Origin of the sequence: Mycoplasma sp. Pen4, assembly GCF_014352955.1 — a bacterium.
Lineage (GTDB): Bacteria > Bacillota_I > Bacilli_A > Mycoplasmatales > Metamycoplasmataceae > Mycoplasmopsis.
This window is the reverse complement of sequence record NZ_CP060691.1, coordinates 788455-802494: the sequence shown is the minus strand read 5'-3', so window position 1 is coordinate 802494 and position 14040 is coordinate 788455. Positions and strand designations below refer to the sequence as shown.

Here is a 14040-nt window from a genome sequence, read left to right as displayed (position 1 = left end):
GAGTTATTATGTCAAAGTCAAAGACTTTTTATATTACTACACCAATTTATTATGCTAGTGGAAATCTACACATTGGTCACTTGTACACTACAACATTAGCTTGAGTTATCGCTAACTATAAAAAATTAGACGGTTATGATGTAAAAATGCTTACAGGTAGTGATGAACATGGTCTTAAAATCCAACAAAAAGCAGAACAAGCAGGAGTTGATCCTAAAACATTCGTTGATGGCTTAGTTGAAAAATACAAACAAATGTGAGTGGATTTTGGTATTGAATATGATTACTTTTCAAGAACAAGTTCTCCAAAGCATAAAGAAACAATTCAAAATATCTTTACTTACTTTTTAGAAAAAGGTTTTATATACAAAGGGGAATACACAGGTTTATACTCTGTTTCAGATGAAGAATATTTAACTGAAACACAGGCTTTAAAGCTTGATGGTAAATGAGTTCATCCAACATCTCATCATGAACTAGTAACTGTAAAAGAAGAAGCTTACTTCTTTAAAATGAATGAGTTTGCAAATTGATTATTAGAATATATTGATGCACATTCTAAATTTTTAGAACCAAACAAAATTGTTAACGAAATGAAACAAAACTTCTTGCTCAAAGGGCTAGAAGATTTATGTGTGACACGTACTAATATTGATTGAGGTATCAGAATAACAGAAGATGTAAAACACACAATTTATGTTTGACTTGATGCCTTATGCAATTACATTACAGCTTTAGGTTTTGATATCAATTGACAACATGCAGCAGACTTTGTAAAATATTGAGAAAATGAAAATGCTGAAGTTGTTCACTTAATCGGAAAAGAAATTGCACGTTTCCACATGATATATTGACCAATTTTCTTAAAAGCATTAAATATTAAACAACCAACAAGAATCCAATCACATGGTTGAATAGTTACTCCAACTGGTAAGATGTCTAAATCTAAAAATAATGTTGTTGATCCATATGATTTATTATCAAGATACCACAAAGAAATGATTAAATATTACTTTGCCTCACAAATTACATTAGGTGAAGATGGTATTTATGATGAAGATAGATTTATTGATACAATTAATGCTGATTTAATTAATAACTTTGGTAACTTAGTTTCAAGAACTTTAAAAATGAAATCAAATAGTTTTGATGGACCATTAAAATGAAAAGAATCAAACTATGATGTTGATAAAGATATTGAATTAAAAATATCCAACTCATTATCACAATACAAAGAGCATTTTGATAATATTGAAATTGATAAAGCGCTTAAAGTTGCAATTAATTTATCTAGTGAGTTAAATAAATATATTGATTTAACACAACCATGAACATTAAAAGAAGATTTAGAAAGATTAGAATTAGTTTTATCTAGATTATTAAGCGGTATTTATGCAGTTGCAACATACTTAAGTGTTGTATTGCCAGAGAAAATGCAAGATGTGAAACAAAAACTGGGAATTCCACATTTAACCTTTGATTTAATTAATGATTTTGTTAAATTTGATAACATTAATCAGGAAAAAGAGTTTATGCTCTTTGCAAGAATTAAGAAATAACAAAGGAGATATAATGATTTTTGCTAAAGCTACAAGATATACTATTAACCCAGAAAAATTAAAAGGGTTTATTGATTATTTATATATTTTTACAAAGAAAGCAAGAATGAAAGAGGAAAACCTATCATTTGAATATGCTTTAGAAGCTCCTGATAAGATTCTTGTTTTAGAAAGATGATCAACAAAACTAGATTACACAAACTTCATCAATGAAGAAGAATTTACAAAAGAAATTAAAACAATTGAAAAAATGTCAAAAACAGTTCAAAGTTTATATGAAGTTGAATTAATCAGATAATAATATTTGAGAACTACGGTTCTCATTTTTTTATACAATTTCAGCATTTCTACCGTTACACAATATTTAAAAATAAATATTGTGGTAAAAATTTCCATAAATGTGGAAATATATACAATTCAAATGCATATTAAAAAAATATTAATATAATTAATATAAGAAATCAAAAGAAACAAAACTCTTTTAGTTTTTGTTGCAACATATATAACACTACATAGGCCTATGTATTAATTTAAATATTGTTTTGGTTTCTTTAAATTAAACTTATTCAAAAATAAGGAGAAATATTTAATATGAATATTAAATTAAAAAAATTATTATTAGGTTCAACATCAGTTTTAGGTGCTGCATCATTATTAGCGGCATCAGCTGGATGTTCAACTACAGAAACACAAGAAAAACCAACTAATCCAGAAAACCCCGGAACAACACCAGGAACTCCTGGAACAACTGATCCAACTCCTGGAACAACTGAACCAGTAACTCCAGGATCAGATTTATTCTTCGGTACAACTGAAGCAGATAGAATTGATAACGCAAGTGCTCCAACAACAAATAAAACTATTTTAGAAAAACGTTATGATCAAAACGCGTCAGACAAAATTGTTATTGGTGCAACATTCTCAGATGGTTCAAGACAAGCTGATGGACTTAAAAAATTAATGGATGTTTACAACAACTTAATTAAAAATGAAGCAGCAAGAGAAGGTGAAACAGCTTTCGATATCAATGTTGCCAAACCAGTTGAATACAAAGGTTTAGGTTCAGGATATGCTACTGGTGCTGAAAACATTTCTAAAGCATTAGGAACATCACAAAAAGATGATTTCTTAAACGCAACACTTAACTATACAGGTGTAGCTGCTAAATTAGCTGCAAACAACATGTTAGTAAGCTTTAACAGTGATGTGCCATCACTTAACACAGACGTTACATCTATGGCTATTAAATTTGCCAAACCAAACGCTCAAACAGAAGGTATTGATAAAATTTCAACATGAGTTTTACCAGCTTTCAAATCTACAGTAATCATGGCTATTAACTCACCAGTTCTTTCATATGTTTTAGAAACATTTGTAAGCAATGGAATGACTGTTGATGCAGATTTCCAAGATGAATATAACAAATTAAAAACTACAGGTCAAACAGATAGAACTGAAGTTGTTAAAATTTGAGGTGAACCAGTTTCTGGTGCAAAAGGAATTGTTGATAAATTCAAAGAAAAATACTCAACAATTTCTAAATCATTATTTGAATCATATGGTGCAATTTTTGATTTTGCTCAAGCAGCACAATCATTATTCGTAAACTCATCAAGTGGTTCATCTGACTTACATATTTTTGGGGTTGATGATGCAGCTGCTGTATTCAACCAAGCTCTTTACTCAATGTTATTAGCAGAATACAATGGTGATGAAGAGTTAGCATCAAGAAATATGATCGAATCAGTTAACAGAGCTGAAGGAAAAATCACAATTTCATACGATGTTATTCACAATACAAGTTCTCAATCAAATGCAAAAGCAAGAGAATTCTTTGATGCATTAGTCCCAGCAATTCAAAATGGTGGGGTAATGTTAAACCCAGGTGGTGTTTTCTCATCAACAAACCAAAAGAACCACAAATATGCATTCTCAATTGGTTCTACAGCAGGATACACACACAACTTTGTTAAAGGATCTAAATCACAAGTTTCATTATCATACTCAGTTAATGATAAGAAATACTCACTTACTTCTGGGAACCAAGCTGTAAACGATAACTATGATGGTGTTGCAAAGCTTGGTAAAAAAGGCGATGACTACACAATTGGTAAGAGAGATAATAAAATTTTAGCACCTAATGTTAACGGCGGAAAATACGATTGATACTTTGTAAATGATGAATCTAAACAAGAATTCGATACTGTTGTAGGAAAAATTCCAGGACAAGAAATTACAGATAGTAAAACTTTAATTGTTACATTTAACATAAAAGCATTAACAGAGGAAGAAAAAACAGCTTTAATTGCAAAAGCAAAAGAAGCAGGTATTTACGCGGGATTAATTAAAAAATCTACTTCAGATGACCAATTCATGGCTCTTGTAATTCAAAATGGTATTGCTAACGGAAACTTTGATTCAAGTGCAATTGATAAATTAAAAGCTGCCGGAATTGAAGCTTCAATTCTTGGAACAACATCTACATTACAAGAAGACGAATTATTCGCTTGAGATGCTCCAGGTAAATTTAAACCATCAGATCCTAAAAATGTTATTTATGGACAAGGACCATCATTCATCGGTGTTCACGCAAATGATGAAAGCGATGACGCATTACGTGCATTCATTAAATGACTTATGACATCAAATAAAGTATATGCTGATCTTAAATTAGATGATAAAGACAAAGCAGATGAAGGATTAACACCACGTAACTACTTACAAAGTCAAATGGGTTACATTCTTCCATATGAAGGATTCTGAAACGATACAACATTCCTTAAAAAGAACGCTAAAAACAAATACTTAGTATCTGCATTTAACTTATTTGCAAAAGCATCTAACCCAGAAGATAAAGATAATTCAAAATACGTAATTTTTGAAGAACCAGGTTCATTACATGCTGACGCATTTAGAAACTCAGTTGTTTCTGCTTTTGATAAACTTCAAAACTCAGTTACAAACAAAACAGGTGAAACAACATCATTCACTGATTTCATCGCTACAATCAAAATTTAATAATTTCAACAACTAAAAACGTAAAATAATAAGCAAAATATAATTTAGCTAACGCTGAATTATATTTTTACATTCTACTTCTATTCACTTAAAGAAAGGAATTAAACTTATGAAAAAGTACTTTAAATTAATTTTGACTTTATCAGCTACAACTACACTTCCAATCGTTGCTGTTTCATGTAGTTCAACATCTTCACGTATTCAAAGTTTAATTGATCAAAATTTAAAAACTAAAGATAGAGCGCAATCTGAGGAGATATTTAAGAAACTCCAAACTGAGATTGGTGCCTATGAGAAAGATATAAAAGGTAAATTATCAAGTTATAATGTTGTCGAAGTTAATATCCCTGAAAATGAATATAATATTCAACCAGTTTTAACAATGACACCTGAATCATTACCTGTTTACAAAATAGACAAAACAACAGATGACAAACCTTCAACTAAAATCAGAAGAATAGTTAGAGAAATTAAACGGGTAATTAAAGAAGAGTTTACTAAATATGTTTTAGACTCAATCATAAATGAAGTTACATATACAATTCCGGAAGGAAACACATATATTGCACCTCAACCTTCATGGTTACACGCTGAAACTGTATTTTCTAAAGTTGCAAAAACAATCTTTAAAATTGGTGACCAATATTTCACAATTAAATATAATGGTGTTCAACCAAATATAGTAACAAACAATGAAATAAATCCAGCATTCACAACATACCCTAGAGACTTCAATAAAGATCCAAGAATCGAAGCTGAAAGAATCAAAATTTTAAAAGAATTAAAACAAGTACATGTTAATTATTCATTCTCATTTGATTTAGAATTTGCAGGTATTCAACTTGAGGATTCTAACTTTGATACAACAATTAATTTCACATTACCTGTTAACCCACAACTTTATAATCAAGAAGTTAAATTCGAATCAAATACATTCAAACCAGTAAATATTAATTGAGCAGACCCACAAGTTAGAGGTAAATCATTTAATGCAACAATATTAAGTGTAAGTGATGGAGATACTTTTGAAGTAAAAGCATTGGAAGAAGTTCCATCAATTGGTATTAAGGAAAATGGAATATATAAAATTAGACTTTCGGGTATTGATACACCAGAAAAAGCTGTTGGAGACAGTACAGGTTCACAATCATCATCACCATTTGAATATGGATTCGCTTTATTATCAACTCATTTCGCTGAAAAATTCGACCAAGCTTATGGTAGAAATATAAGAATTTTATCAAGCAATAGAGATGCGTTTGGTAGATATGTTGGTGATGCATTCTTTGGAGATGATTATCAATTCTCATACAACACAGAAATTGTTAGAGCAGGTTATACATTACCGCTTGCTGAAGGAACATGAAAAGATACAATTAACGAAAAAAATACATATGCAAATCTTCTTTATAGACCTATTGCTCATGCAATGCAAGAAGCAAGAGAAAGAAAAAATGGTTTCTGACATTACTTTAATAATCCAAACAAACTAACATTCTACATTTACAGAATTAAACCAAACAACTCATTTGATCCATTTATCGAAATTATTGATAAATCACTTTAAAATAAACAAAATATAACTAATTTCCACATTTTGACCTCAAATTTGCATAAATTTAAGCATTAAATTTAAAAGAAATAAAGACATTTTGCGAATTTGATATAATAGAAACATTAATTAATATAATTAATTAATTTAATTTTAGAAAGGAAAAGAAAGGAACTAATGAAATTACTCAAAAATTTAGTTCGTTCAATTCGTAAGGCAACAATTTCTATTGATGATGATAAAACAACTTCAATTAAGAGATATGTTCAAGAATTTAAATCTATTGATGTCGATTCGATTCCTGCGATTGAATTAAAGAATTTAAATATAGACTTTGGTGAAACATTAGCTGTTGATAATGTTAGTTTCAAAATTCCAGAAGGAAAACTTGTTACATTACTTGGTCCATCTGGTTCAGGAAAAACAACAACACTTAATGCTATCGCTGGTTTATTAACAGTTACATCAGGAAAAATACTTTTCAAAGGTAAAGATGTTACTGATTTTACTCCTCAAAAGAGAAAAATTGGGTTTGTTTTCCAAAACTATGCATTATACCCACACATGAGTGTTTATGCAAACATTGCATTCCCTCTTAAAAATGATGCTAACTGACAAAATAAATTCTTCTTAAATAGAGAAAAAGCTCGTAATGAAATCCGTATTATCTACTTAAAGAAATTCGGTGCTACTAATGATGAAATTCAAAAATTAAGAGATGCGTACAATGAATGATACGTAATCTCAACTGAACTTCAACACAAATTAGAAGGAATATATGCTAGATTAGTTGAAAACTACGAAAAAGCACATACAGAATACAAATTATCAACTGTTCACGAAAGTTCAGAAATATCTTTATTAAGTAAAAACGTAATTAAAACAAACAAAAAAATCAAAGAAGATTCAAAAATGAAATTACGTGAAATTAAAGATAAGTATGAACAAGATGAAATGAATAACTTATTGCCAATGCCTTTAATTGAGTCTGAAGAATTAAAAGACATCAAGGCAAACTTAAACTTAAGATACATCCCAACAAATGATTCTGCAGAATACGAAGCAAGAATTCAAGAATTACAAAACGCAACAGCAAAATTAATGCAAATTGATTTTTCAAATCTTGTTTTAAAAGATAGAACTACTATTGTTAAATTAGAAGAAAAAATCTTAAAACTTCTTACACGTTACAAGTATGTATATAAACATGCTGAAATTGTAGAAAAATATGCAAAACTTCAAGCAGAGAAAAAAGCAATCTACAAAGAACAAAAAGCATTATTTAAACAAACATTAGCTTCTGATGAAGAATATAATCTTGTTTTAAAACATACAAAAACATTACCATTAACTGCAGAAAAAATCTTCTACGATTTAGTTCATGAGTTAGAAGTTAAATACAACTTAAAAGAACAATTAAAAGAAAATGAAGGGAAAATTGATTTCTTATCTGAAAATGAAAAAGAACAAATCAAAGAATTCGCTTCTCATGATATTTCACTTAAAAAAGCAATCCACAATGAAGTTATGGAAGTTGCTAACCGTGTAGAAATTGTTCATATTTTACAAAAGAAACCAACTCGTTTATCAGGGGGACAACAACAACGTGTTTCTATTGCACGTGCTATTGTTAAGAAACCAGAAATCTTATTAATGGATGAACCTCTTTCAAACCTTGATGCTAAATTACGTATTTCTACACGTCAATGAATTAGAGAAATTCAACAATCACTAGGTATTACAACTGTATTCGTTACACACGACCAAGAAGAAGCTATGTCAATTTCAGATATTGTTGTATGTATGTCTACAGCAAAAGTTCAACAATTAGGAACACCACTTGAACTTTATAATAAACCTAAAAACCAATTCGTTGCTCGTTTCTTAGGTATGCCTGAAATGGGATTATTCCCTTCAGAATACAAAGATGGTGTATTAACAATGGGTAATGTAGTTCTTCCGGCTGTTAAATTAGCAGGTAAAGATACATTATCATTAAACATTGGAGTACGTTCAGAAGATTTCATTATCAAAGCAAAACCAGAAGATGATCATATGTTTGCTGGTAAAGTAGTAGTACAAGAAAACTTCGGAAAAGAAAGTAAATTAGTTGTTGATGTTCAAGGTATCGGAAGAATTAACTTCTTACTTGACAACAATTTCGATTTTGCAATCGGTGACGATATTTACTTTGATGTACCAATTAAGAAATTACACATTTTTGATGCTGTAACCGAAGAAAGACTAGAATATGATATTCAATAAGAATAAATTACATATATTTATTCAAAAACATATCCCATTTTTATTCGGATGATCTGTCAAGAAACAGTCTAGCCGAAAAGCTACTTTATCACATACAATATTAGATAACAGAACACCGGTTTGAGTACCATTATTATTACTTTTACCAGGTATTATATTATTAACAATGTTCACTATTATTCCAATGGTGACAAATATTATAGATTCATTCACATCTAAAGCGACAGGGACATTTACATTACAAAATTACGCAAGTATTTTTGCTGATCCGAGTTTCGCTGTTGGGGTACGTAACTCATTTATTTACGGATTGTTCGTACTTCCTTTCGTAATGATGATTTCACTTGTGATTTCATCTATTATTGCTAAGTTATATAACAAATTAGCCAAGGGTTACTGACAAACAGTGTTTTTCATGCCTTACATCACTAACGCTGTTGCGGTTTCTCTTGCATTCATTCAATTATTTAGTCCATTTGGTTTACTTAACCAAGTTTTAGGAACAAATACTCCATGACTTTCAAGTGGATCACCATATACATTCAATGCTTTGGTTGCTATGATCGTTAACGGTATTTGATCAGGACTTGCATTCAACATTCTTATCTTCACAACAGCTATGCTTGGAGTGGATAAGAACTTATATCGTTCAGCTTCTATTGATGGTACAGGAGAAATTAAACAATTCTTCACAATTACATTACCATCAATCAAAAGTACAATTAACTTCCTTATAACATTAGGAATTATCGGGGGACTTAAAGTTTTCCCACTTGCATTATTTGAAAACAAACCAAAAAATGCAATTAACAATGGGGGTAGCTCATTGATGCTTTACGTGTACTACGTAACATCTATTGGTGAAACAAATAAATCAGGTGCAGCATCAATTTCGCTATTTATTATTGGGGTTACATTCTCATCAGTTGTTCGTGGGGGATTCTTCATGGCGCAACTTACATTAAACAATTTAGGAGAAAGAAATGTTTGAGTTAAAGTTAAAGCTACAAAAGCGCTTGCTGCAAAGAAAGCTTCGTAAGAACCAAGAAATTTCAGCATCCCAAGTTAAAGAATCATCCCCAGCTAGTGTTTTTGCTTCAACAGCACTTAAAATTATCGTTTTATCATTCTTTGGAGCAATTATTTTATTCCCATTCTTCTACATGATTTCAATTTCGTTAATGAACGATACCGAAGCTGCATTATTGAAATCAGAATTTAGAATTTTACCATCATTCTCTAGTGGTTCATCATTCTTTGCCGGTAAAGGTGAAGGTGGAACCAAAGGAGCAACTGAGATTGTTGATTTTAGTCAAGTTGTTGCCAACACTTACTCACGTGCTGCTTCATCTGGGTACTGATCGGCAATTCTATTAACATCGCTTAACGTTGTTATCTCAGTTACACTTAAAGTATTTGTTACTTTCTTAATGGGTTATGCATTCTCATTAAGAAATTGAAGAGGTAAAGGTTTAATTTGATTCATTGCCTTAGCTCTTCTAGTGTTACCAGAAGTTGCGCTTCTTTCAGGGCAATATGGTGTTATTATTAAAACAAAACTTTACAAAACATACTTTGGATTCTTACTTGCAATTGCATTCCCATTTACAGCAAGTATTTTCAACACTGTTATGTATAAAAATGCATTCGAAGCAATTCCGGGAAGAATTAAGGAAGTTTCACTTGTTGATGGGGCCGGTGGTGCAAAATACTTATTCAAAATTGCATTCCCAATGGTTATGCCAACAACATTAACAATCATTATCCTTACTTCTCTTGCTTCATGAAATAGTTACTTATGACCTGCTCTTATCTCAACAATTAACTCAACTAATAACGAAGTTATCTCTGTATGACTTTTCAAAGCCGGAATCGACAAAAACGATCCCGACTCAGCAATTAATACATTCCAAAACGTTAAATTAGCCGCATCAATCCTTGCTATTATCCCTGTATTTATTTTCTACTTAATTTTTAGAAAAAGAATTATGGGTGCTATTAGTAGACAAGGTTCAGCTATTAAAGGATAGGCGGAATTATGAAAAACATAAAAAGAAGAGTTATTACATGAGTTATATTAACAGTACTTGCTTTTATAGCAATTATTGCGTTGTCAGCATTCATTAGTTCATTACAAGGTGTATTGGATATTAATAATGTTAAATTAGATAGTGATATTATTGATGCATATCAATACGCAAAAGCATATTCAATAGGAGGTTTAGCATTCTCATGTGTTATTTTCTTACTAGGTTCAATCATTTCATATGCTGGACTTAAGTCATGAAAATACATAGATATGTTTGCATAGAAAATATGAAAAAAATAAATTTTAAGAAACGTATTTTACCTTTTCTATTAGTTGGAACAACAACTGCAGTTGTACCAATGATGGCAGTTTCATGTTTATACAAAGATGAATATTCAATGAAATTTGCATTTAAATATGATAAAAGTAATCCATACATTAACCATGCTAAGCGAATTGATGAAAATGAAGAAATTAAAAAATTAGTTGAAGAAAAACCAGAGTTCAAAACTTTTATTGAGAGATTAAACACTACTCAAATGATGGTTTTCACATTCAATAACTGAGAGTTAGGTTTCCAAGATACATATAAAATCACAAATAGTAGTTTTACAAAAACTGTTTACAGACCATATAACATAGTAAGAACATATAGTGAATCATCAAATGAACCTTATTACAAAGTTGTTATTGATGAAAATAAAATTAAAGGTATTAACGAATCTCACGTTAACTTAATTAAAAAAGCAATCGATGCAATTAATGAAAATTGAGAAAAATTTTATAAATTTATTCACACATTTGAAGGTTCTAAAACAAATGCAGAAGGTGAAAACACACCTGAATACAAAAAATTCTTAGAAATTAATAAATTGTTCAATGAACAAATTCAAACACTATATGGTGCAGAAAACCTTGTGCTTTCAAAAGTTGATACTTTATCACTTGCAAAAATGGTTCCTGATCAATTTACTACACTTTTCAATGAAGGTGTAATTACAAATCTTAAAAAATTACAAAGTTACACATATACAAACAATGATCCAGAAACATTGAAAAAAGTTATTACTAGAGAAGAATTTCAAAAAGTTATCAAATGATACTTTGAAGACTCTCCTTTATTAATGCCAATTATTATGGCTATTGATGCAAACAAACCTGGTGCAAGCTCTGAAGCAGAAAAATACAAAGATATTTTTAAAGAAACAGATTTACCAGGACAAGTGTATACCGAAACATCTCCAAAAGAAACAAGCACAATTTTTAGCTTCACATTTAATCCTTTTGGTTCAACAGTAGGAATTGCATCAAGAGGTTTACCTGCATATGTATATGCAAATATGACTAAAATTGCAATGTTAACACCAGAACAAAATGGATTAAAAGTTAACGATAACAATTCAATTGATTGAGAATATTACCAATCTCATCAAGAAGAATTAAAAAATATAGTTGCTAAAATTGATTTAAATAAACTTAAAGAAGAACAAATTAACTTTGATAACGTTACATCTAATGTTAAAAAATCATTTATTAATTTAATTAATTATTTCAATATTTCTAATAGCGCATTCAAATTCAAGAATGTTAATGAAACATCAACTGATAAATCACTTTCATTACCAGCAGGTTCAATTAATGGATTTATTCCAGAAAATCTTTTCAATGGTGCTACAGATACACAACCTGACAAATGATCTGAGACAAATGCGATGTTCATTAATAAAGCTTTCTTAGAATATGACGAATTCCGTACTCTTTTAAATGAAGCACCAGATGAAGGCGAAAGAGAAAGAATCAACACTGATTACAAGAAACCAGATTCAACATTATTTACAAATAAATTAAAAATAGATTTCTCTGTTAATCCAGATGTATTTATCTCAGAACACTTAAGTTTACTTTACTATGGTGATATTTACAATGAATATAACTATGTAAATGCTAATAGTGCATACTATAAAACTTATGAAGCATACAACAATGTTATAAAACTCCTTACAAATAAAGAAGAGTTTGACAAAATCATTCAAAGACGTGCAAGAGGAAATAAAAAACAATTTGAACTTCTTTCAAAAGAACTAAGAAATAACTTAGAAACATTCAAACCATTATTAGAAAAAACTTTATCATTAGGTGATTATAGCGAAAACATTGATTCAACATCATTCAAAGGTGTTCACAATGCTGTAATAAAAGCATTAGAAGAACTTAAGTCGAAACAAGAAGCAAGACACGAAAAAGTAAAAGAGTATCAAGCAAAACCAGAAAATTCTGAAAAAACTTATGCAGAAATGTTACAAGATCCTAAAATTAAAGCATTAGATGATGCAATTGATGAAATTTTAAATAGAACATACACTATTGCTTCATATAAATATTCATCAAGAGGTGTTAGAGATGAAAGCGTTGAAAATCTAACATTAATGTCATCACTTGTTAAAAGAACTGATATTCAGGACACAGACAAAGCCATCGATGTAAAAGGTGGACGTTATGTAAACAAAGTATGACAACGTGAAAGCAAAACATTCGGTACAAGTATTTTAGCTTACAACGAAATTTTCCCTAAAGTATTAAATACATTAGGAAATGTAGACGGTCAAATTGTATTTGGTACAAAAGAAATCAATGGTGTTGAAAAAGAATACTATTGAGTGGAAATAAAAAATACAGATGAAAAATGATTTATGGTTGATCCATATCAATTATTCACAGAAAAAAGAATAATTACATTAAATGATTTACATGAAACATTACCATTAGGATATAAAGTAAATCCTACTTTTGCTACAACAAGCACTGTACATGTAAAATAATAAGTTACTATTACATAAACATAATAATCAAACAGCCAACACAATAGTGTTGGTTGTGCTCGATTGCAAAGCGCAAGTTGCCACCTTGTGCTTTGTTTTTTATAAGTTTCATAATGGAAAAAGAAGAATCTATTTGTAAGAATTCTTTAAACCGCAATCTTTAATCAATGAAGTTAGAAACGAGATATATAAATAGATAAATTATAAAATGTAGCTATAAATTCGGACTTCCATTAATCTGTAATACCATAGACTTTGTCACTTACATCAGTTTCAAAAAAATATCATTTAGCCCTACAATTAAGGCATTAAATCAAAAGTGAACACAACAAAGATTAATTAATTTAAGAGTATATTAATTATTGAAAAAGTATAAAACTATATTATTTATGAGGCACTCTTTGAATAATGATATTTTGATGGAGAAGTGATGCGTTTTGTTAATTTTATTCCATTAGAAAAATATAAATTGAATACAAAAAACATAAAATAAGAGATTTTTAGAGTAAAAATTCGAGATTATAACGAAATTAAAACACAATGCTTTATATATTTTTTTGAGTATTAATAAGTAACCCTAAGATAATGCGTGGTGTCAAAATGAAATGGATTTTATTATTCACGCCTATAATTAAGGGATTTTATGATTTTAAAAAGTGACAAAATCCATGATATTACGTACAAAAAACTAAAATAATTAAAGGTTGTAAAAGCTCAGACAAAACTCAAAATTTATAATATAAAAAAATGCAAAGTGGCAACTTCCGCTTTGCATTTTGGGACAGCCAACACAATAGT

9 protein-coding genes are annotated in these 14040 nt (G+C 29.6%); all 9 read left to right on the top strand.

Annotated elements, in window-relative coordinates; translation table 4 throughout:
• Nucleotides 1-8 precede the first annotated feature (8 nt).
• The 9 genes from metG (at nucleotide 9) to H9M94_RS03150 (ending at nucleotide 13242) form a co-directional block, all read left to right on the top strand.
• Nucleotides 9-1559, top strand: a complete 1551-nt coding sequence (gene metG, locus H9M94_RS03190; RefSeq protein ID WP_187469490.1) for a methionine--tRNA ligase — start codon at nucleotides 9-11, stop codon at nucleotides 1557-1559.
• 13 nt (nucleotides 1560-1572) lie between these two features.
• Nucleotides 1573-1857, top strand: a complete 285-nt coding sequence (locus tag H9M94_RS03185) for an antibiotic biosynthesis monooxygenase (protein WP_187469489.1) — start codon at nucleotides 1573-1575, stop codon at nucleotides 1855-1857.
• Between the two features lie 293 nt (nucleotides 1858-2150).
• Entirely contained in the window at nucleotides 2151-4577 is a 2427-nt protein-coding gene (locus tag H9M94_RS03180) for a P68 family surface lipoprotein (protein WP_187469488.1), read from the top strand.
• A gap of 109 nt (nucleotides 4578-4686) precedes the next feature.
• Nucleotides 4687-6144 (top strand): thermonuclease family protein, encoded by a 1458-nt coding sequence (locus H9M94_RS03175; RefSeq protein WP_187469487.1) that lies wholly within the window; start codon nucleotides 4687-4689, stop codon nucleotides 6142-6144.
• A 162-nt stretch (nucleotides 6145-6306) separates the two neighbouring features.
• The gene (locus tag H9M94_RS03170) at nucleotides 6307-8394 is read left to right on the top strand and encodes an ATP-binding cassette domain-containing protein (RefSeq protein ID WP_187469486.1); all 2088 of its coding nucleotides are present in this window, start codon (nucleotides 6307-6309) and stop codon (nucleotides 8392-8394) included.
• 166 nt (nucleotides 8395-8560) lie between these two features.
• Nucleotides 8561-9433, top strand: coding sequence for a carbohydrate ABC transporter permease (locus H9M94_RS03165; protein ID WP_255483448.1), 873 nt, complete (start codon nucleotides 8561-8563; stop codon nucleotides 9431-9433).
• Entirely contained in the window at nucleotides 9378-10424 is a 1047-nt protein-coding gene (locus tag H9M94_RS03160; protein ID WP_187469484.1) for a carbohydrate ABC transporter permease, read from the top strand. The genes H9M94_RS03165 and H9M94_RS03160 overlap by 56 nt, the downstream gene beginning before the upstream one ends.
• An 8-nt stretch (nucleotides 10425-10432) precedes the next feature.
• On the top strand, nucleotides 10433-10705 hold the full coding sequence (locus tag H9M94_RS03155) for a hypothetical protein (RefSeq protein ID WP_187469483.1): 273 nt from the start codon (nucleotides 10433-10435) through the stop codon (nucleotides 10703-10705).
• Nucleotides 10706-10710: 5 nt separating this feature from the next.
• Nucleotides 10711-13242 carry a hypothetical protein gene (locus H9M94_RS03150; protein WP_187469482.1) on the top strand — a complete coding sequence of 844 codons (2532 nt, stop codon included), beginning with the start codon at nucleotides 10711-10713 and terminating at the stop codon, nucleotides 13240-13242.
• Nucleotides 13243-14040 lie beyond the last annotated feature (798 nt).